Source organism: Brevundimonas naejangsanensis DSM 23858, assembly GCF_000421705.1.
GTDB lineage: Bacteria > Pseudomonadota > Alphaproteobacteria > Caulobacterales > Caulobacteraceae > Brevundimonas > Brevundimonas naejangsanensis.
The window spans coordinates 191,321-209,171 of sequence record NZ_ATXN01000004.1 but is presented as its reverse complement, the minus strand read 5'-3'; the positions used below and the strand labels follow the sequence as shown (position 1 = coordinate 209,171).

The window sequence follows — 17,851 nt, the reverse complement described above, 5'->3', positions numbered from 1 at the left end:
TTATGATCGCCGAAACCGGCGACGGCAAGCGGGGACCCCGGTCAGGATCAGGCGGGATCAGTCTTCGACCTCGTCGCGCGGGCGGCGCTTGTAGATCAGGCCCTCGCGCTCGACCGGTTCGGCGCCGGGGATGACGTGACCGTACAGCTCCAGCTTGTGACCGACCAGCTCATAGCCCAGCTTGCGCGCGATCTCGGTCTTCAGGCGCTCGATCTCGGCGTCGAAGAATTCGATGACCTCGCCCGTCTTGGTGTCGATCAGGTGGTCGTGGTGATCCTCGCCGGCCTCTTCATAACGGCTGCGGCCGTCGCCGAAGTCGTGCTTCTCGACCACGCCCGCCTCTTCGAACAGGCGCACGGTGCGATAGACGGTGGCGATGGAGATGTGCGGGTCGATCGCCGAAGCTCGGCGATACAGTTCTTCCACATCGGGGTGGTCTTCGGCGTTCGACAGGACGCGGGCGATCACCCGACGTTGCTCAGTCATGCGCATGCCGCGCTCGGCGCAGAGTTTTTCGATCCGGTCCATGCGGCGAAGATAGGATGGACCGTCGCCTTATGGAAGCTACCCAGAGAAGTTCAGGACAAGCGTCAGGGCGTCCTCGCGACGGCCGTCCGTATGCGAATAATAGCCGCGCCTGCGGCCCATCTCGACGAAACCGCTTCGGGCGTACAGGGCGCGGGCGGCGACGTTGCCTTCAGCCACCTCCAGGAACATGCGCTCAGCCCCCAGAGCAGCGGCGCGCACCACCGCCGCCTCGACCAGACGCCTGCCCAGCCCCGCCCGCCGCGCCGTCGGTCGCACCGCCAGGGTCAGGATCTCCGCCTCATCGACCACGACGCGGACGAGGATGAAACCTTCGGCCTCAGCCACTGCAAAAACTCCCGGCGAGGCCAGAAGCTCGGCCAGCGCCGCAGAGTCCCACGGCGTCTCAAACGCCTCAGCGTGGATGATCGCCAGATGGACGGGATCGACCGGCGGAAAAATCGGAGCCTCGCTCACGCGGCGGGTTGGCGTGGCTGGCCCGGCAAGCGGCTGGGCGGCGTAGCGTCGGGCGCGCGCAGATACAGGGGCGCCGGCGGTGAGGTCGCCGGATCGGCGGCCATCGTCAGGCGCGCCAGCGCTTCGGGATTTGGCGCGGCCAGCGGTTCAAGCCCGGCCCCGGCCAGTTCTGGAAAGGTCTCGGCCAGAAGCGTCGCCCCGCTGCCGACCAGAAGGACACCGCCCAGAACGGCGCTCCCCTGACCGGCCTCGGCCAGGATGCGGTCGCGCGCCGTCTCCAGCGGCCAGGCTTCAGCCTCGCCCAGAGGCGCCCCGTCGCGGAACAGCCGCCCATAGACCTGGCCCCGACGGGCGTCGATCATGGCGGCGACCAGACCCGTCGTCGCAACCGAAGCGGCCAGGCCGTCCAGCGTCGAGATCCCGACCACCGGCCGACCCAGCGCTGCGCCCAACCCGAGGGCGAAGGCCAGTCCGACCCTCAGGCCCGTGAAGGAGCCCGGCCCCACCGTCACTCCGATCCGGTCCACGCCGTCGAAACCGCCCGCCTCGGCCGCCGCATCGCGCGCCAATCCGCCCAGCCGCTCCTGATGGCCCTTGGTCATCAGCTCCCGGCGCAGGCCCAGACCGCGCACCGCGCCGCTCGCTGCATCGTCCGCGAACACCCCGGCGACGCAGGCGCCCAGCGCCGTATCAATGACCATGACCTTCATGATCCTGTCCCTAACGCCAAACCGGCGCCGATGCGACCGCTCAGCGTCTTGCGTCCGTCAGGCCGCCGCCATCGCCTGGGCTACACGGGTCAAGGCCCGTCGCGCGGCGACATCGGGAATACGGGCGAAAGCCTCGGCCAGGCCTCGCCCCTCTGCGCTGATCAGCACCGGGTGCAGCACGGCGCCCTCCCCCTCGACGCTCGAACGCGCGGGAAAGAAATCGGCCACAGAACATCCCATGGCGACGGCCGCCTGATGCAGGCGGGAAGCGGAGACGCGATTGGCCCCGGTTTCATATTTCTGAACCTGTTGGAAACTGACGCCCAGTTCCCGCCCGAGAACCGATTGCGACCAGCCCAGGGCCGACCGGCGCGCGGCGATCCGCAGGCCGACGGCCTGGTCGATATGATGACTGCGACGCGACATGACCCCTCCGATTTCAACCAGAGAGTTTCACGATCAAGCCCTCATTACAACTATTTTGTTTCACTCATCATCAAGACGGCTGGTGACCGCGGACATTGACTGGATGCGCGAGCGCGCGATCCGTTCCGACTGATCCAGCGCGCCAGCGCCGATGACGACCACCTCCGCATCATCGGCCCGGTCATAGAGGCGAACCTTCCGCATCCCGTCTTCCATCTGGATGACGCAGCCCTGCCCCCGACGCGGCCAGCGCCCCAGCACATATTCCAACACCGTGCCTGCCGAGGCCCAGGGCGCCAGTTCATCGGTCTCAAGCCGCAAGCGCCGGGCCTGAGCGGGGGCGTCCTCGAAGGCGCGGCCGCGCGCCGAAAGCCCTTGCGGCGCGGCGACTTCAGGAGAGGATTCTGGGCGGCGCGGCTGCCTGGACACGGCTGGATCGTCCTGCGATTGCAGCACCAGCGCCTCGGGCGTCGCGTCCAGGGCGCCGGTCAGACGTCGCTGAACATCGGGACGAAACAGACCGGGACGCTTGCCCGCCTCATAGAGGCCCCAGCCCTGGCCGGTCATGCCGATCCGGGCGCCGGCTTCGGCCTGGCTCAGCCCGCAGTCGCGCCGCAGCGCCGCCAGCGCCTCGCCCAGAACCCGCGCCTCGCCCAGAGCCCGCGCCTCGGATGTCTCGCCTGAACCTGCCATCGCGCCATCATGCCCCGCCGACCCGCCGGGCGCGAGCGTTTCATGTGAAACAGATCGGCGAAGGCGTCAGATGACCTGTTCGACGCTGGTCACTTCGGGAACATAGTGGCGCATCATCTGCTCGACCCCGGCCTTCAGCGTCGCCGAGGAGGACGGGCAGCCGGCGCAGGCGCCGCGCATCCGCAGGCGCAACACCCCGGTCTCTTCGTCAAAGTGGTCGAACAGGATGTCGCCGCCGTCCTGGGCCACGGCCGGGCGGATGCGGGTGTCCAGCAACCCCTTGATCTCGGCCACGATCTCGCTGTCGGGCGCTCCATCCTCCGGCGCCGCTTCCGCCCCCGCCCGCATCAGCGGCGCGCCCGAGACGAAGTGATCCATCACCACCGACAGGATCGGCGCCTTCATCGCCGTCCAATCCGGCCCGTCCGCCGCGCGCGTGACCGAAACATAGTCGGCGCCGAAGAAGACGCCCTCGACGCCTTCCAGCTCGAACAAAGCCTCGGCCAGGGGCGAGGCCGCCGCCTCGTCGATGCTGCGGTATTCCAGCGTCTGTTCGCCCGCGACATCGCGGCCGGGCAGGAACTTCAGGGCGTTCGGATTGGGGGTGGCTTCGGTCTGGATGAACATGACCCGCAGATGCGCCCTGTCGCGCACGGGTTCAAGAGGCCGGCCGGGCCGTGCTCGTGCACTTTCATGCCCAAATGCGCTTTCATACAAGGTCACGCTTGCGCTTCGTCGACGGCGCCCTCACCGTGGCGGCCATCTCCGGTCGCTCCCGGCCGGCGAGTTCTTAGTCTGACGGGCGCCGCGCCCGTCGCCTGCCGGAGCCCCCGACATGTCCCGCCTGACCCTCGCCGCCGCCGCTGCGGCCCTGGCCGTCTGCGCCGCCCCCGCCGTCGTCGCTGCTCAGGACGCCGCTCCCGCCGCGCCCGCCGCCCAGCCCGCCCCCTCGCCCGAGGAAGCCGCCTTCGAGGCCAAGGGCGAAGCTTTCAACGCTGAGGCTGAGCGCATGAAGGCCGAACTGGACGCCGTGATCGAGGACCCGGCTCTGGATCCCGCCGCCAAGCAGACGCGCGCCGACGCCATCATCACGCGCTATGAGCCGACCTTCAACGCCTTCGCCGACGAACTGGCCGCCTTCTTCCGCACCTTCGCCGAGAAGCCCGAGAACGCCGAGAACAAGGACCAGATCCTGGCCGCCGCCGAGGCCGCCCCGGCCCAGATCCGCGCCGTTCCGGCCCAGATCCGTCAGGCCGTGGCCCAGGCCGTGACCGCCCCGGCCGCCCCCGACGCCCAGGACTGATCAAACGGGAGAGAGGGCGCCCTTCCCGGCGCCTTACCGCGATTTCACTTGAGCGCGCGCGCCCTTCGGCGGACCCTGCCGACATCCGCTGAAGGAGCCTCGTCATGGTCCGCGCCCTCTCTCTTGTTCCCCTGTCTCTGGCCCCCCTGTCCTTGGCCGCCGCCCTGGCCCTGCTGCCGGTCTCGACCGCCGTGGCCGAGACGCAGAAGACCTCAGCCGAACTGCGCCTTGAATCCGCCGCCGCCGTCTTCGAGCAGAAGATGGAGGAGTTCGGCGCAAGGGCGGAACGCATCCAGGCCGACGACAGCCTGAGCGAAACCCAGAAGGGCCTGCGCATCGCCGCCCTCTGGTCGGACTATCAGCCGCACGTGGCCGACTTCACCGCCGAGACGACGCGCCAGGCCGGACAGATCGCCCAGGCCGCCCTGGCCGAAATCGACATCGAAGCCATCGTACGCGAGGCGACCGCCGGGATCGCGCCGATGGTCGAGAGCGTGTCGACCAACGGCGCCTGGGCTCAGGCCGACCCCGACCACATGGTCACCTATGGTCTGATCGCCCAGTACGGCATGGACCAGGCCCTGGATGCGATGGACGAGGTCGAAGCCGCCCTGGCTGTCCCGCCCTCGCCGCCCGTCCCGCCGATTCCCTCTGAAACCTGATCCGATGACCGCGACGGCTTGACGCAGCGCCCGGCGCGCTCGAAAGGGCCTCATGGCCGCGCTTCCTGTCGATCCGCATCTGTATCTGGCTTTTGTCGGCGTCATGGCCGTGATGGCGGTGACGCCCGGCCCCGCCAACATCTTCGCCGTCGCCACGGGCATGGAGAAGGGCAAGGCCGCCGCCCTGACCGCTGTCGTGGGCATGAACTCGGCCACCCTGGTCTGGTTCGGCGCCGCCGCCCTGGGCCTGGGCGCCCTGGTGATGGCCTTCCCCCAGGTCTTCCGCGTCATCGCCGTCCTGGGCGCCCTCTATGTCGCCTGGCTGGGCGTAAAGGCCCTGCGCGGCGCCTTCGCCACCGCCGCCGAGCCTTCGCACATCGAGGTCAAGCGCGGGCGCAGCGCCCTGATCGACGGCTTCATGGTTCAGATCGCCAATCCCAAGGCCATCCTCTTTTTCACCGCCGTGCTGCCGCCCTTCCTGGACATCAACCGCCCTCTGGCGCCCCAGTTGGCCCTGTTCGCCGTCACCACCATCGGCATGGACGGCCTGTCGATGTGCGGCTACGGCCTGGGCGGGGCGGCGCTGGCGCGACAGATGACCGCGCCGCGTTTCCGCAAGGGCTTCGGCATAGTCGTCGGATGTCTTCTGCTGCTGGCCGCCGTCCTGATCGTCTCACGTCTGTGAAGCGCGATTTGGAACTTGGCCGTTCACCCGTCGTTCAGACCGAAGAGCGTTCACTGAACGCTCAAGGAGAGTTTTCCATGATCAAGCTTCGCAAGACCCCGGTGCTGATCGCCCTGGCGGGCGCGCTCGCCCTCAGCGCATGCGCCACGGCCACCCCTTATCAGCCCGCCGGCGTGAACGGCCAGCGCGGCGGCTACGCCGAGCAGCGCCTGGAGGCCAACCGCTACGCCGTCAGCTTCTCGGGCAATTCCGTCACCTCGCGGGATCAGGTCGAGATGTCCCTGCTGCTGCGCTCGGCCGAACTGACGGTTGAAAACGGCTATGACTGGTTCGCCACCGTCACCCGCGCCACCGACCGCGACACGCGCTTCTACACGACGCCGGACCCCTTCTACTACGACCGCTACGGCCCCTACTGGGGTCCGTCCTGGCGCTTCTACCAGCGCGGCTACTGGAGCACCTGGGACCCCTACTGGGGCCGGGACCGCGACATCCGTCAGGTCGACCGCTATGAGGCCACGGCCGAAATCGTCATGGGGCGTGGTCCCAAGCCCGCCGGCGACATGAACGCCTTCGACGCCCGCGAGGTCATCAACAACCTCGGCCCGCGGGTGGTCCGTCCTGCTTCTTAAGTAGGCCGCTAACGCTCGCGACGCGGTCGCTCGCTGCTTGAGCGACGAGAAGCCCTGAAACGACAACGCCCGCTTCCGGCGACGGAGGCGGGCGTTTCTGCGTCAGCCGACGCGGGGGTTTTTCAAACGGCGCTTGTTCGAGTGGGTGGCGGGCGCTGTACCCAGGGCCTCGGGCACCTCGCCCTTGAAGTAGAAGCGCTGCCACGCCTCCTTGGCCGCCTCGGGATCGCCCGAGGCCAGGCGAGTGTTGAAATCCGTCCGCGACCGGTTCCAGGCGTCGAACTGCCCCTTCATGCCGGGGTTGGACTCCAGCGAGCGGATCACCGGCTCGAACTGCTCCACCTTGCGGTGTTCGACCGGCAGGATGAAGCAGAAGGGCTCCCCCTTCTCGAACTTAATCCGCCCCGGCCGCGTGAAGATCCAGTTCATGGTGAAGGGAAACGGCAGCCAGTCCGTCTCGATCAAACCGCTCAACGGCTGGATGCCGTCCTTGACGTGATTGGGCGAGCCCTGCGCGATCAGGCCCCATCCCGGCGGCGTGCGGAAAAGATACTGCGGGTGCATCGTCAGCACCCCGCGCGAAAAGTGCGAGCTGACGAAGTGGTCCATCTCCGGCTGATGCCGGTCGGGCGTGATGGTGATGTCGTTCTGCGACGGCCCGCCGTTCCACTCGGCGGTGAAGCCGAACGGGCACAGGATCTCCCAACCCGTGGTGTTGGCCATCGTCAGCGGCAGACAGCGATAGGGGTGTCGACTGGCGAAGGCGTCCATCCAGTTGCGCGACTGGCGGCCCGGCACCAGGTCGCACGGACGCGCATTCATCGGATAGCATTCCAGTTCCAAGACGCGGCTCCCCAAGCTTGACGAATGAAGTGACGACCCTGAGGGTCGCCCCACTCCCCTATCGCCCTCGCCGCCCGCCCGACAAGACCGAGATGACCGCCAACACCGACCTCGCCGCGCAAACCCCGACTTCGCCCGCCCCCGAACCCGCCTACGATCGCGCCCGCCTGCTGGCCTGGATGGCCGAGCACGGGATCGCGCAGACCACCCACGACCACCCCGCCGTCTTCCGCGTCGAGGAAGGACTGGAGTTGAAGGCCGCCCTGCCCGGCGTCCACACCAAGAACCTGTTCCTCAAGGACAAGAAGGGCCGCCTGTGGCTGATCTCGGCCGCTCAGGACACGGTCATCGACCTGAAGCGGGCGCACCGCGCCATCGGCTCGGACCGCCTTTCCTTCGGCAATGAGACCCTGTTGTGGGAAACGCTGGGCGTGCGCCCCGGCTCGGTCACGGCGCTGGGTCTGATCAACGACACGGACCGCCGCGTGACTTTCGTGCTGGACCAGCGCCTGTGGGAGGCCGACACCGTCAACTTCCACCCCCTGACCAACACCGCCACCACCGCCCTGAGCCAGAACGACTTCCGCAAGGTGCTGGCGCTGCTGGAGCGGCAGCCGATTGTCGTTGACTTCGACGCGCTGGACTGAAACCAGCGCCTCCTATATGGACCATATGCATATCGTATATGGAGAAGCCCCCATGGGCATCGTCAACATCGAGGACGAACTGCACGAACAGCTGCGCCGCGCCAGCCGCGTCTCGTGCCGCTCGATCAACGCCCAGGCCGCCTTCTGGATCAGGATCGGCATGTTGGGCGAACTGAACCCCGGCCTGTCCTTTCAGGAACTGGCCGCGCGCGAGCTGAAGGCGGCGGGCGTCGCCGCCCCCGACCAGACGATGGATCAGGCCGCCGCATGACCAAGACCCCGGCCGAGATCGAACTGATGGCCGAGTCCGGGCCCCTGCTGGCCTCGGTCTTCACCTGGCTGGACGGCCTGCCGCTGGCGGGCATGAACACGCTGGAGATCAATGACCGGGTCGAGGCCTTCATCACCCACGACCTGGCCGCCCGTCCCGCCAGCAAGGGTCAGTACGGCTATGGCTTCGTGCTGAATGTCTCGCCCAATCAGGTCGTCTGCCACGGCGTGCCGTCGCGCGACGACGTGCTGAAGGACGGCGACATCGTCAATCTGGACATCACCCTGGAAAAGAACGGCTTCATCGCCGACTCCAGCAAGACCTATCTGATCGGTCAGGTCGCCGGTCCCGCCCGACGTCTGGTCGAGACGACCTATCAGGCCATGTGGAAGGGCATCCGCGCCGTGCGTCCCGGCGCCACCCTGGGCGACGTCGGCCACGCCATCGAGCGACACGCGACACGGCGCGGCTATTCCATCGTGCGCGACTTCTGCGGCCACGGCATCGGCCGCGAGATGCACGAGGCGCCTCAGGTGCTGCACTTCGGCCGCCCCGGCGCCGGCCTGACCCTGCGCGAAGGCATGGTCTTCACCATAGAGCCCATGCTGAACCAGGGTCGCCGCACCATCCGCACCGAGGATGACGGCTGGACCGTGGTCACAGCCGACGGCAAGCTGTCGGCCCAGTTCGAGCACACCGTCGCCGTCACTCGCGACGGCGTCCGCGTCCTGACTCTTCGTCCCGACGAGCGACGTCTGACCGCCTAGCCAGCGCTCGACACGGAAAGCTCTGTTTCCGCACTATTTCTCGGGAGCGGCGAAGCGTAAGATCAACGTTCGATCACACGCCGCATGCAAGGCGGTTCCATCGCGTCAGGCCCTGGAAGGGGACGGTGCATGAGACTGTTCTGGAAAGCCTTCGCCGTGGGCGGCGCCGGTCTGGTGTTGGCCGGGCCGATGACCGCCCTTCCATCGTCGGACGCCGCAATGATGCTACGCCCCAAAGGCCTTTTCGGCGGCGTCTGCGGGGCAGGCCGGGGCGGCGGCGCTCTGGCCCGCAGCCTGCTGGTCGCCTCGGCCGTAGCGGCGCCCGCCAGCCAGACGCAGCCCATCCCCCTTTATCCCGACCTGACCGCCTCGCCGTTCAGGGCGACCACCGACGACGCCGAGGCGCAAGGCTATTTCAGCCAGGGACTGACCCTGGCCTACGGCTTCAACCACGCCGGAGCCGTGCGCTCCTTCCGCGAGGCGCAAGGCCGCGATCCCGACTGCGCCGCCTGCTGGTGGGGCGAGGCGATGGCGTTAGGCCCCAACATCAATGCGCCAATGGATGAGCGCGACCGGGAGGCGGCGCTCAGGGCCTTGAACCACGCCCTGGCCCTGCGCGACCGGGCCTCACCGCGCGAACAGGTGCTGATCGAGGCGCTGGCGCTGCGCTATTCGAACGATCCGGCGGCCGATCGCGCCGCGCTCGACGCCGCATACGCCGACGCCATGCTGGCGGCCGCCGCCCGCTTCGCCGCCGATGACGACATCGCCGTCCTGGCCGCCGAGGCGGCGATGGACACCACGCCGTGGAACTATTGGGCGGCGGACCAGCGCACCCCCGTCGGCCGCATCGGCGAGGCGATCCGCCTGATCGAGACGGTGCTGGCGCGCGCCCCCGATCACCCGCAGGCGGCCCACCTCTACATCCACCTGATGGAGGCGGCCGATCCCGCGCGCGCCGAGGCGGCGGCCGACCGCATGGCCGTTTCCCGTCCCGCCAGCGCCGGCCACCTGGTGCATATGCCCGGCCACATCTACGTCCGGCGCGGCCGTTACGCCGACTCCATCCGCCTGAACGTCGCGGCGGCGCGGGCGGATGAAGCCTTCATCCGCGACACGGGCGACGAGAGCCTAGTCCGCTACGGCTATTATCCGCACAACATCCACTTCATCGTCGCCTCGGCCCAGATGGCCGGCGACATGGACACGGCCCTGAGCGAGGCGCGGCGTCTGCGCATCGTGCTGGACCCTGACACTTCGGCCCGCATCGCCTGGGTGCAGTTGATCGACGCCGCACCCTATCAGGCCCTGGCCCAGTTCGCCGAACCGCGCGCCATCCTGGCCGCGCCTGAAGCCGACGCCCGCCTGCCCTACGCCGTCGCCATGCGCCACTACGCCCGCGCCGTCGCCTATGCCCGGCTAAGGGACCAGCGGGGCTTCGACCGCGAACTGGCGCAGTTGGCCGCCCTGCGATCCTCCGACGCCTTCGCCGACATGGTGGAACAAGGCGTCCCGGCGCCCGAACTGCTGACCCTGGCCGAGGCCGTGGCGCGAGGCCGCATGGCGATGGCGCGCGGCCGTCCGGCCGAGGCGGCCGGCCACTATCGCCGCGCCGCCGATCTGGAAGCCGCCCTGCCCTATACGGAACCGGCCTACTGGTATTATCCGGTGCTTCAGTCGCTGGGCGCCGCCCTGTATCAGGCCGATCGTCCGGATCAGGCCGCCGAGGCCTTCCGCCTCGCCCTGGCCCAGACCCCGAACAACGGCTGGGCCCTCTACGGCCTGGCCCGCGCCGAAGCCGCCCAGGGCCGCGCCGCCGAAGCCGCCGCCGCCGATCAGGCGCTGAAGACCGCCTGGCTGGGCGACGCCCGCTGGCTGCGAATGGACCGGCTGTAGTCCCTTCGCCCTTCCATCTTCCCCCTCTTCCTTCTCCCCTTGCGGGAGAAGGTGGGCGCCGCAAGGCGCTCGGATGAGGGGTGTCGGCGCTCCGTCATCCGCTCTGGCTGGTCTGTAACGAAAACGCACTAAGGCGGCGCTCACACCCCTCATCCGTCTCGCTACGCGAGCCACCTTCTCCCACAAGGGGAGAAGGATACGGCGCAATCAACCATCCCCCCTCCGCCCCTGTGTTAGACTTGCTCCCTCTCACAGGGAGATTTCAGACGATTCAGACGAATTGGACTCTCTTTTTCCGCTTCTGGCGCCTTCCCATGCGGCAAGGCGCGCTTGCGGCTTGATGCGCACGCATCCCGACGCCATCTGATCCGTTATCTTCCTTCGTCTTGCCTTGCGGACCCGACCATGACCTTCGCCGACCCGTCCCTGACCACCCCGCCCGACCTGATCAAGGACGGCACGGACGCCTCCTTCATGACCGATGTCATCGAGGCCTCGAAGCATCAGCCGGTCATCGTCGATTTCTGGGCCACCTGGTGCGGCCCGTGCCGCACGCTGGGCCCCGCGCTGGAGAAGGCCGTGCGCGCCGCCAAGGGGGCGGTGAAGATGGTCAAGATCGACGTCGACGCCAACCCGGCCTATGCGGGCCAGCTGCGCGTGCAGTCGATCCCCACCGTCTACGCCTTCGTCAACGGCCAGCCGGTCGACGGCTTTCAGGGCGCCGTGCCCGACAGCCAGATCAAGGCCTTCATCGACAAGCTGACCGGCGGCGAAGGCGTCAACACCGACGTCGAACAACTGCTGTCGCTGGGCGAGGAGTCGCTGACCCTCAATGATCTGGGCGGCGCCGCCCAGGCCTTCGCCCACGTCTTGACGATGGAGCCGGACAACCAGAAGGCCATCGCCGGCATGGCCCGCGTCTATCTGGCCGAGGGCGACGCCGAACAGGCGGCCCAGACCATCGCCATGGCCCCGGCCGACTCGACCGAGCCGACGGTTCAGGCCGTACGCGCCCAGCTGTCCCTGGCCTCGGCCGCCCCGACCGGCGCGACCGCCGAGTTGGAGGCCAAGCTGGCGGCGAACAAAAACGACCACGAGGCCCGCTTCGACCTGGCCCAGGCCCTGGCCTCGGCGGGCGATCTGAAGGGGGCGGTCGACCACCTGCTGACCATCGTTCAGGCCGACCGCGACTGGAACGAACAGGCCGCCCGCAAGCAGCTGCTGACCGTGTTCGAGGCCGCCGGCCCCAACAGCGAAGTCGCCCGCGACGGACGACGGCGCCTGTCCTCCATCCTGTTCTCGTAACGGCGCGATCATGGCTCAGGGCTACGTCAAGGCCAGCGAACTTCCGCAGGTGATCCCGGTCTTTCCCTTGCCGGGGTCCATCCTTCTGGCGCGGGGCCAGCTGCCGCTGAACGTGTTCGAGCCGCGCTATCTGAACATGGTGGATGATGCGATGGCGGGCGACCGGATGATCGGCCTGATCCAGCCGGTCGGCCCCGCCGGGGTGAACCCGCCCCTGACCCGCGTCGGCTGCGCCGGGCGGATCACCAGCTTCGCCGAGACCTCGGACGGGCGCTATCTGATCACCCTGACCGGGGTGTGCCGTTTCGTCGTGGCGACCGAGATGCAGGTGCGCACCCCTTATCGGCAGGTGCGCGCCGACTTCCTGCCTTATGAAGCCGACCTGCGCGCGCCTGATCCCGACGAGGCCTTCGACCGCGAGCCCTTCCTGTCAGCCCTGGCGCCCTATCTGTCCGGGCGCGGTCTGGACATCGACTGGGACACCGCCCGCGCCGCGCCGCAGGAGGCGCTGGTCAACAGCCTGGCGATGGGCTTGCCCTTCGAGGCGCCCGAAAAACAGGCCCTGCTGGAGGCCCTGACCCTGATCGACCGCGAAGCCGCCCTGACCGCCCTCCTCCGCATCGAAGCCATCGCCCCCGACGACGACGAACCCGGACCGGCGATGCAGTAGCGTCCAACCGCATCCAAAGATAAAAGCGCAACCCAGACACGGGCGCACGGCGCCCTCAAGCAGCAAGCGTCCGTGGCGCGAGCGATAGGGCACCTAAATCATGAGCGACGCCTTCAACACCCCCGTCTCGGTCGATCCCCGCCTGCTGGAGGTGCTGGTCTGCCCGGTCACGCGCGGCCGCCTGACCTATGACCGCGAGCGCAACGAACTGGTCTCGGCGGGCGCCAAACTGGCCTTCCCCATCCGCGACGGCGTGCCGATCATGCTGGCCGAAGACGCCCGCCCGCTGGACTGAAACGCTCTACGCGCGGGCAAAAGAACGTCAGCGGCCCTCAAGCAGCGAGCCGCCGCGCGGCGAGCGATAGGGCCTCTTTAAAGCGCTTCTCCTCGGAGAAGCCTCGGCAGATCCCCCGTCGCTCCGCCAGCCTCGTGCATGAAGGCGCGGCGCAGGGGGGCGATGCGGTTGACCGCCGCCATGCCCAGATCGCGGGCCAACCGCACCGGGGCGATGTCGTTGGAGAACAGGCGCACGAAGCCGTCGAAGCCCGCCGCCAGCGCCGCCGTGTCGAACCGGCGCCAGCGGGCGTAACGCTCCAGCACCAGCTCCGAGCCGATGTCCTCGCCGATGCGGGCGGCCTCGGCCAGCACCTCGGACAGGGCGGCGACGTCCTTCAGGCCCATGTTCAGCCCCTGCCCCGCCACCGGGTGCACCCCGTGGGCGGCGTCGCCGATGATGGCCATGCGCGGCGCCGTCAGGCGCTCGGCCAGCTGCAGCGACAGGGGATAGACGAAGCGCGGCCCCTCGATCGTCAGCCCGCCCAGAAAGTCGCCGAACCGGCGCGTCAAATGGGCGTGGAAGGCCTCGTCCGAGGCCGAGCGCAGGGCCTCGCCCCGGCGGGTGCTTTCGGTCCAGACCAGATTGGCCCGGTTCTCCGTCAGCGGCAGGATGGCGAAAGGGCCGTCCGGCAGGAAATACTCATGGGCGACGTTGCCGTGCGGCTTTTCCATGCGGACGGTGCAGACGACGCCGCTCTGCTGATAGGTCCAGCCGAAGACGTCGATGCCCGCCGCGCGGCGCACGGTGGAGTTGCGGCCCTCCGCCCCGATCACGAGCGGCGCCGACAGGGTCGACCCGTCCTTCAGCGTCACCGTCGCCCGACCGGGCCCAACGGCCACATCGGCCACGGCGGCGGGAGCGCGGACCTCCAGCCCCTGCGCGTTCACCAACTCGGCCAGGGCGGCGCGCAGGCGGCGGTTCTCGACCATATAGCCCAGCGGCTCTCCGCCATTGCGGTCGCCGATCTCGTCCGCATCGAAACGGATATAGGCGGCCGAAGGCTTGCGGCTGGCGGCGCCGGGGCGGCGGCCGTCCGTCACCAGAATGCGGTCCATGCGGCAGGCGTGCGGCTCCAGCGCCTCGCCCAGGCCCAGAGCCTTCAGCATGCGGAAGTTGGCGTAGGAGATGGCCGTCGCCCGCCCGTCGAAAGTCGGCGCCATCTGGGCGTCAAAGGGCTGAGGGTCCACCATGACAGGGCGCAGGCCGCCCTGCGCCGCCGCCAGCGCAAAGGTCGCCCCGACCAGCCCGGCGCCGGCGATGATGATGTCGTAGTCGTCCGATCCGCTCATGATCTCGTTCTAGGCCCCTATCGCGCGTCACGCCACCTCAAGCCCGCCCGCCGAATGGGACATAAGGGCTCATCCCGCCCGCAAAGACCGGGCTGGTAAATGCCGCTTTAACCTTATGCGAGGCATTAGGGATCGGAGTCCCGCTGTCTGTCCCATTTCTGGGGGTCCGCCTTCATGTCCGCCGCCCTCGCGCTCGGTCAACGCGTCTGGAGCACCGTCCGCATCGTCTGGGCGGCGCCTTTCACCGTGCGGTTCAGGGGCGTGCTGCAGGCCATGCTGGCCGCCCTGCTGCTGGTGGCCCTGATCTCGTGGAACCCGGCCGATCCCAGCTGGAACGCCGCATCCGCCCAGGCGCCGACCAACTGGCTGGGCGGCGCGGGCGCGACCTTCGCCGATCTGATCATGCAGTCGCTGGGGCTGGCCGCATGGCCGGCCGTCCTGCTGCTGATCGCCTTCGGGCTGGCGGTGGCGATCGGCGACGCCCTGCAGCACCGGCTGCAGCCGACACCGTTCAAGATCTTCTGCGCCGTCGCCGGCGTACTGCTGCTGTCGGCCGCCCTTTCGGCCCCGGCGGCGCCCGCGAAATGGCCGCTGGCGGCGAGCATGGGCGGACTGTGGGGCGACGCCGTCACCGGCCTGGCCGCCAACGGTCTGGGCGCGCTGAAGGTCCCCGGCGCGCGCATCATCCTGGGCCTGCTGTTCCTGGCGCTGGCGCTGTGGAGCCTGGCCTATACCGTGGGCCTGCGCCTGCGCGACTTCACCGACACCGCAGGCTGGGCCGCCCAGAAGGGCGCCGAGGCCCGCGCCGCCCGTCCTGCCAAGGCCGCCAAACCGGGCAAGACCCCGCGCGCTGCCGCCGAGGCCGCCGCCCCGGCCCGCAAGCCGCGCCATCGCCTGCCGGACGCCGACGAGATGGAGGCCGACGGTCCTCTGTCTGCACCCGCCCCGGCTGCTTCGGCTTCGGTTGCAGCCGCCTATGATGAAGCCGACGAAGCCGACGCCTATACTCCGCCGTGGGAGGACGCGGCGCCCGCCCCCATCGCCCCGCCCTCGGCCCGCGCGAACCGACCGGCCGAACCCAAGGTGGCGGCGGTCAAGGCGCCCAAGCCCGTCCGCAGCGACGCGGACCAGCAGGCCTTCGACTTCGCCAATGAGGGCGGCTTCGAACTGCCGCCGCTGGGCATTCTGGCCAAGCCCGGCCAGCGCGGCGGCGCCGTCGACGAGGAATCGCTGAAGGCCAACGCCAAGATGCTGGAGGGCGTGCTTCAGGAATTCGGCGTGCGCGGCCAGATCGATCAGATCCGCCCCGGCCCCGTCGTCACCCTGTATGAACTGGTGCCCGCGCCCGGCGTGAAGCACGGCCGCGTCGTGGCGCTGGCCGACGACATCGCCCGCTCCATGTCAGCCCGCGCCTGCCGCATCAGCGTGGTTCAGGGCCGCAACGCCATCGGCATCGAACTGCCCAACGCCAAGCGCGAGACCGTCTTCCTGCGCGACCTGCTGGCGTCGGGCGAATACGACAAGAAGAGCCATCTGCTGCCGCTGGCGCTGGGCGAGACCATCGGCGGCGAGCCCTATGTGGCGGATCTGGCGCGAATGCCCCACCTGCTGATCGCGGGCACCACCGGCTCGGGCAAGTCGGTCGGGGTCAACGCCATGATCCTGTCGATCCTGTATCGCCACTCGCCCGCCGAGTGCCGCTTCATCATGATCGACCCCAAGATGCTGGAGCTGTCGGTCTATGACGGCATCCCGCACCTGCTGGCGCCGGTCGTGACCGATCCCAAGAAGGCGGTCGTGGCCCTGAAGTGGACCGTGCGCGAGATGGAGGACCGCTATCGCCGCATGTCCAAGCTCGGCGTGCGCAACGTCGCCAGCTACAACGAGCGCGCCCGCGAAGCCCAGGAAAAGGGCGAGCATTTCGAGCGCACCGTCCAGACCGGCTTCGACGAACAGGGCCGCCCCGTCTACGAGAGCGAGAAGATCCGCCCCGAGCCCATGCCCTATCTGGTCGTGGTCATGGACGAGATGGCCGACCTGATGCTGGTCGCGGGCAAGGATGTGGAAGGCGCCGTCCAGCGTCTGGCCCAGATGGCGCGCGCGGCGGGCATCCACCTGATCATGGCGACGCAGCGCCCGTCGGTGGACGTCATCACCGGCACCATCAAGGCCAACTTCCCGACCCGGATTTCTTTCCAGGTCACCTCCAAGATCGACAGCCGCACCATCCTCGGTGAACAGGGCGGCGAGCAGCTGCTGGGTCAGGGCGACATGCTCTACATGGCGGGCGGCGGACGCATCACCCGCCTGCACGGCCCCTTCGTCGGCGATCAGGAAGTTGAAGAAGTCTGTAAACACCTGCGCGCCCAGGCCGAGCCTGAATACCTCGACCTGATCACCGACGAACCGGACGGAGACGGCGACGGCGCCATGGGCGAAGACGGCGGCGGCACCGGGGACGACCTGTATGACCGCGCCGTGGCTGTGGTCACGCGCGACCGCAAGGCCTCAACTTCTTACGTCCAGCGCCGCCTGCAGATCGGCTACAACCGCGCCGCCACCCTGATCGAACGCATGGAGCAGGAAGGCGTCGTCAGCCCGGCGAATCATGCGGGCAAGCGCGAGGTGCTGGCCGGGCCGCCTCCAATGTAGCCTCGGCTACGCCAAGGGCGGCAGCTGCGCTGCCGGGCGCTATCGCTCGCGACGCGGTCGCTCGCTGCTTCAGCGCCCCGTCGCGCACGCAAGCCGGGAACTCCGCGCTCCACTCGACGCTTAAACGCCTCACGTCCTCAAGCAGCGAGCGACCGCGTCGCGAGCGCTAGGACACTAAACAATGAACGCCGCTTCATCCCAGCGCCGGAATATGGTCAGGCTGGCGTCATCAGCCTGCCGGATGAAGTCCTCATCCTCACCCGGTCGAAAACCGTTCAGAACGGGAGAAGAAAAGACATGAGCATTTCCCGCCGCGCCTTCGGCCTCGGCTCCGCCGCCCTGGTCGCGCTCGCCGCCGCCCCCGCCACCGTCCTGGCTCAGGCCGGGCTGTCGGCCGACGATCAGGCCGTGCTGCGTCAGGCCCAGACCTATCTGACCAGCATGACGACGGCGCAGGGAACCTTCGTCGAAACCGGGCCGAACAATCAGCGCCGCACCGGCCGCTATTATCTGCAACGCCCCGGCAAGATGCGGTTCGAGTACACCGACCCGGAGGGCCTGCTGGTCGTGGCCGACGGCAACAACGTCAGCCGCTGGGACCCGCGCCTGAACGTCTTCCGTCAGGCGCCGCTGGGCCAGACGCCGCTGTCGACCTTCCTGGCGCGCGAGGTCCGGCTGGATCAGGGCGTGACCATCGACCGGGTGACGCGCATGGATTCGGGCGCCTTCGCCATCACTGCCCGCGACGCCAAACGGCCGAACGAGGGCTCTGTCATCCTGGCCTTCGCCGGGTCGCCTGTCCGCCTTCAGGAGTGGACCATCACCGATGCCCAAGGCTCGCGCACCCGGGTGCAGCTGACCACGCTGGAGCCTGCGCCCGGCCTGGCCGCCAGCCTGTTCCAGCTGCGCGATCCGACCCGTCGCAACCGCCGCAACTGACGTCACAAACGTGACGTGATCGGCACACATAAATTACAACGATGACAGTTTGACCTTTTTTGTTGCCCGTGACACTTTGGGCACAGGACGGCGGCGGCCGTCCCGCCCGCCACGGATTCATC

The 17,851-nt window shown here is 68.8% G+C and carries 21 protein-coding genes; 13 read left to right on the top strand and 8 right to left on the bottom strand.

Features of this window, described 5'->3' with window-relative positions; all coding sequences use genetic code 11:
• Positions 1-57: 57 nt before the first annotated feature.
• The 6 genes from H556_RS0110565 to H556_RS0110540 all read right to left on the bottom strand — a co-directional run bounded on the left by H556_RS0110565 (position 58) and on the right by H556_RS0110540 (position 3,458).
• The gene (locus tag H556_RS0110565; protein ID WP_003167517.1) at positions 58-528 is read right to left on the bottom strand and encodes a Fur family transcriptional regulator; all 471 of its coding nucleotides are present in this window, start codon (positions 526-528) and stop codon (positions 58-60) included.
• Positions 529-564: 36 nt separating this feature from the next.
• Positions 565-1,002 (bottom strand): ribosomal protein S18-alanine N-acetyltransferase, encoded by a 438-nt coding sequence (gene rimI / locus H556_RS0110560; RefSeq protein WP_024354393.1) that lies wholly within the window; start codon positions 1,000-1,002, stop codon positions 565-567.
• Positions 999-1,712: a tRNA (adenosine(37)-N6)-threonylcarbamoyltransferase complex dimerization subunit type 1 TsaB gene (gene tsaB, locus H556_RS0110555; protein WP_024354392.1), complete on the bottom strand. Its 714-nt coding sequence runs from the start codon at positions 1,710-1,712 to the stop codon at positions 999-1,001. Before tsaB ends, rimI begins: the two co-directional genes overlap by 4 nt.
• 57 nt (positions 1,713-1,769) lie before the next feature.
• On the bottom strand, positions 1,770-2,138 hold the full coding sequence (locus H556_RS0110550; RefSeq protein WP_024354391.1) for a helix-turn-helix domain-containing protein: 369 nt from the start codon (positions 2,136-2,138) through the stop codon (positions 1,770-1,772).
• 60 nt (positions 2,139-2,198) lie between these two features.
• Positions 2,199-2,831, bottom strand: a complete 633-nt coding sequence (locus H556_RS0110545; RefSeq protein ID WP_024354390.1) for a helix-turn-helix domain-containing protein — start codon at positions 2,829-2,831, stop codon at positions 2,199-2,201.
• A 66-nt stretch (positions 2,832-2,897) separates the two neighbouring features.
• A complete protein-coding gene (locus H556_RS0110540; RefSeq protein WP_024354389.1) occupies positions 2,898-3,458 on the bottom strand; it encodes a NifU family protein in 561 nt (186 codons plus the stop codon).
• A 208-nt stretch (positions 3,459-3,666) separates the two neighbouring features.
• Between H556_RS0110540 and H556_RS0110535 the strand changes: the two genes are divergently transcribed.
• From H556_RS0110535 to H556_RS0110520, 4 genes are all read left to right on the top strand, one after another.
• Positions 3,667-4,134: a hypothetical protein gene (locus H556_RS0110535; RefSeq protein ID WP_024354388.1), complete on the top strand. Its 468-nt coding sequence runs from the start codon at positions 3,667-3,669 to the stop codon at positions 4,132-4,134.
• Between the two features lie 104 nt (positions 4,135-4,238).
• Positions 4,239-4,796 carry a hypothetical protein gene (locus H556_RS0110530; RefSeq protein WP_024354387.1) on the top strand — a complete coding sequence of 186 codons (558 nt, stop codon included), beginning with the start codon at positions 4,239-4,241 and terminating at the stop codon, positions 4,794-4,796.
• Positions 4,797-4,848: 52 nt separating this feature from the next.
• On the top strand, positions 4,849-5,481 hold the full coding sequence (locus tag H556_RS0110525; RefSeq protein WP_024354386.1) for a LysE family translocator: 633 nt from the start codon (positions 4,849-4,851) through the stop codon (positions 5,479-5,481).
• A gap of 77 nt (positions 5,482-5,558) precedes the next feature.
• Positions 5,559-6,113: a CC0125/CC1285 family lipoprotein gene (locus tag H556_RS0110520; RefSeq protein WP_024354385.1), complete on the top strand. Its 555-nt coding sequence runs from the start codon at positions 5,559-5,561 to the stop codon at positions 6,111-6,113.
• Positions 6,114-6,215: 102 nt separating this feature from the next.
• On the opposite strand, the gene H556_RS0110515 is transcribed toward H556_RS0110520, so the two are convergent.
• Positions 6,216-6,956, bottom strand: a complete 741-nt coding sequence (locus H556_RS0110515; RefSeq protein ID WP_024354384.1) for a DUF6065 family protein — start codon at positions 6,954-6,956, stop codon at positions 6,216-6,218.
• A gap of 92 nt (positions 6,957-7,048) precedes the next feature.
• Between H556_RS0110515 and H556_RS0110510 the strand changes: the two genes are divergently transcribed.
• The 7 genes from H556_RS0110510 to H556_RS0110480 all read left to right on the top strand — a co-directional run bounded on the left by H556_RS0110510 (position 7,049) and on the right by H556_RS0110480 (position 12,807).
• Positions 7,049-7,603, top strand: a complete 555-nt coding sequence (locus H556_RS0110510; RefSeq protein WP_024354383.1) for a prolyl-tRNA synthetase associated domain-containing protein — start codon at positions 7,049-7,051, stop codon at positions 7,601-7,603.
• 52 nt (positions 7,604-7,655) lie between these two features.
• Positions 7,656-7,874 carry a ParD-like family protein gene (locus H556_RS0110505; RefSeq protein WP_024354382.1) on the top strand — a complete coding sequence of 73 codons (219 nt, stop codon included), beginning with the start codon at positions 7,656-7,658 and terminating at the stop codon, positions 7,872-7,874.
• The gene (map, locus tag H556_RS0110500) at positions 7,871-8,641 is read left to right on the top strand and encodes a type I methionyl aminopeptidase (RefSeq protein ID WP_024354381.1); all 771 of its coding nucleotides are present in this window, start codon (positions 7,871-7,873) and stop codon (positions 8,639-8,641) included. Before H556_RS0110505 ends, map begins: the two co-directional genes overlap by 4 nt.
• Positions 8,642-8,770: 129 nt before the next feature.
• Entirely contained in the window at positions 8,771-10,537 is a 1,767-nt protein-coding gene (locus H556_RS0110495; RefSeq protein ID WP_024354380.1) for a tetratricopeptide repeat protein, read from the top strand.
• Between the two features lie 405 nt (positions 10,538-10,942).
• Positions 10,943-11,842: a thioredoxin gene (trxA, locus tag H556_RS0110490; RefSeq protein WP_024354379.1), complete on the top strand. Its 900-nt coding sequence runs from the start codon at positions 10,943-10,945 to the stop codon at positions 11,840-11,842.
• 10 nt (positions 11,843-11,852) lie between these two features.
• Positions 11,853-12,512, top strand: a complete 660-nt coding sequence (locus H556_RS0110485) for an LON peptidase substrate-binding domain-containing protein (protein WP_024354378.1) — start codon at positions 11,853-11,855, stop codon at positions 12,510-12,512.
• 100 nt (positions 12,513-12,612) lie between these two features.
• On the top strand, positions 12,613-12,807 hold the full coding sequence (locus H556_RS0110480; RefSeq protein WP_003166576.1) for a Trm112 family protein: 195 nt from the start codon (positions 12,613-12,615) through the stop codon (positions 12,805-12,807).
• A gap of 77 nt (positions 12,808-12,884) precedes the next feature.
• Here the strand turns inward: H556_RS0110480 and H556_RS0110475 are convergent, their stop codons facing one another.
• Positions 12,885-14,138: a UbiH/UbiF/VisC/COQ6 family ubiquinone biosynthesis hydroxylase gene (locus tag H556_RS0110475; RefSeq protein WP_024354377.1), complete on the bottom strand. Its 1,254-nt coding sequence runs from the start codon at positions 14,136-14,138 to the stop codon at positions 12,885-12,887.
• Between the two features lie 174 nt (positions 14,139-14,312).
• On the opposite strand from H556_RS0110475, the gene H556_RS0110470 reads away from it, so the two are divergent.
• Positions 14,313-16,790: an FtsK/SpoIIIE family DNA translocase gene (locus H556_RS0110470; protein ID WP_024354376.1), complete on the top strand. Its 2,478-nt coding sequence runs from the start codon at positions 14,313-14,315 to the stop codon at positions 16,788-16,790.
• A gap of 297 nt (positions 16,791-17,087) precedes the next feature.
• Positions 17,088-17,729 carry a LolA family protein gene (locus H556_RS0110465; protein ID WP_024354375.1) on the top strand — a complete coding sequence of 214 codons (642 nt, stop codon included), beginning with the start codon at positions 17,088-17,090 and terminating at the stop codon, positions 17,727-17,729.
• Positions 17,730-17,851: the final 122 nt, after the last annotated feature.

What these genes read in the sequence shown, in the direction of transcription:
- H556_RS0110535 (WP_024354388.1), top strand. Translation starts at nt 3,667, where the DNA reads ATGTCCCGCCTGACCCTCGCCGCCGCCGCTGCGGCCCTGGCCGTCTGC.
- H556_RS0110470 (WP_024354376.1), top strand. Translation starts at nt 14,313, where the DNA reads ATGTCCGCCGCCCTCGCGCTCGGTCAACGCGTCTGGAGCACCGTCCGC.
- H556_RS0110550 (WP_024354391.1), bottom strand. Translation starts at nt 2,138, where the DNA reads ATGTCGCGTCGCAGTCATCATATCGACCAGGCCGTCGGCCTGCGGATC.
- H556_RS0110545 (WP_024354390.1), bottom strand. Translation starts at nt 2,831, where the DNA reads ATGGCAGGTTCAGGCGAGACATCCGAGGCGCGGGCTCTGGGCGAGGCG.
- H556_RS0110485 (WP_024354378.1), top strand. Translation starts at nt 11,853, where the DNA reads ATGGCTCAGGGCTACGTCAAGGCCAGCGAACTTCCGCAGGTGATCCCG.
- H556_RS0110475 (WP_024354377.1), bottom strand. Translation starts at nt 14,138, where the DNA reads ATGAGCGGATCGGACGACTACGACATCATCATCGCCGGCGCCGGGCTG.
- map (WP_024354381.1), top strand. Translation starts at nt 7,871, where the DNA reads ATGACCAAGACCCCGGCCGAGATCGAACTGATGGCCGAGTCCGGGCCC.
- H556_RS0110480 (WP_003166576.1), top strand. Translation starts at nt 12,613, where the DNA reads ATGAGCGACGCCTTCAACACCCCCGTCTCGGTCGATCCCCGCCTGCTG.
- H556_RS0110520 (WP_024354385.1), top strand. Translation starts at nt 5,559, where the DNA reads ATGATCAAGCTTCGCAAGACCCCGGTGCTGATCGCCCTGGCGGGCGCG.
- H556_RS0110505 (WP_024354382.1), top strand. Translation starts at nt 7,656, where the DNA reads ATGGGCATCGTCAACATCGAGGACGAACTGCACGAACAGCTGCGCCGC.
- H556_RS0110565 (WP_003167517.1), bottom strand. Translation starts at nt 528, where the DNA reads ATGGACCGGATCGAAAAACTCTGCGCCGAGCGCGGCATGCGCATGACT.
- H556_RS0110530 (WP_024354387.1), top strand. Translation starts at nt 4,239, where the DNA reads ATGGTCCGCGCCCTCTCTCTTGTTCCCCTGTCTCTGGCCCCCCTGTCC.
- tsaB (WP_024354392.1), bottom strand. Translation starts at nt 1,712, where the DNA reads ATGAAGGTCATGGTCATTGATACGGCGCTGGGCGCCTGCGTCGCCGGG.
- H556_RS0110495 (WP_024354380.1), top strand. Translation starts at nt 8,771, where the DNA reads ATGAGACTGTTCTGGAAAGCCTTCGCCGTGGGCGGCGCCGGTCTGGTG.
- H556_RS0110465 (WP_024354375.1), top strand. Translation starts at nt 17,088, where the DNA reads ATGAGCATTTCCCGCCGCGCCTTCGGCCTCGGCTCCGCCGCCCTGGTC.
- trxA (WP_024354379.1), top strand. Translation starts at nt 10,943, where the DNA reads ATGACCTTCGCCGACCCGTCCCTGACCACCCCGCCCGACCTGATCAAG.
- H556_RS0110510 (WP_024354383.1), top strand. Translation starts at nt 7,049, where the DNA reads ATGACCGCCAACACCGACCTCGCCGCGCAAACCCCGACTTCGCCCGCC.
- H556_RS0110525 (WP_024354386.1), top strand. Translation starts at nt 4,849, where the DNA reads ATGGCCGCGCTTCCTGTCGATCCGCATCTGTATCTGGCTTTTGTCGGC.
- H556_RS0110540 (WP_024354389.1), bottom strand. Translation starts at nt 3,458, where the DNA reads ATGTTCATCCAGACCGAAGCCACCCCCAATCCGAACGCCCTGAAGTTC.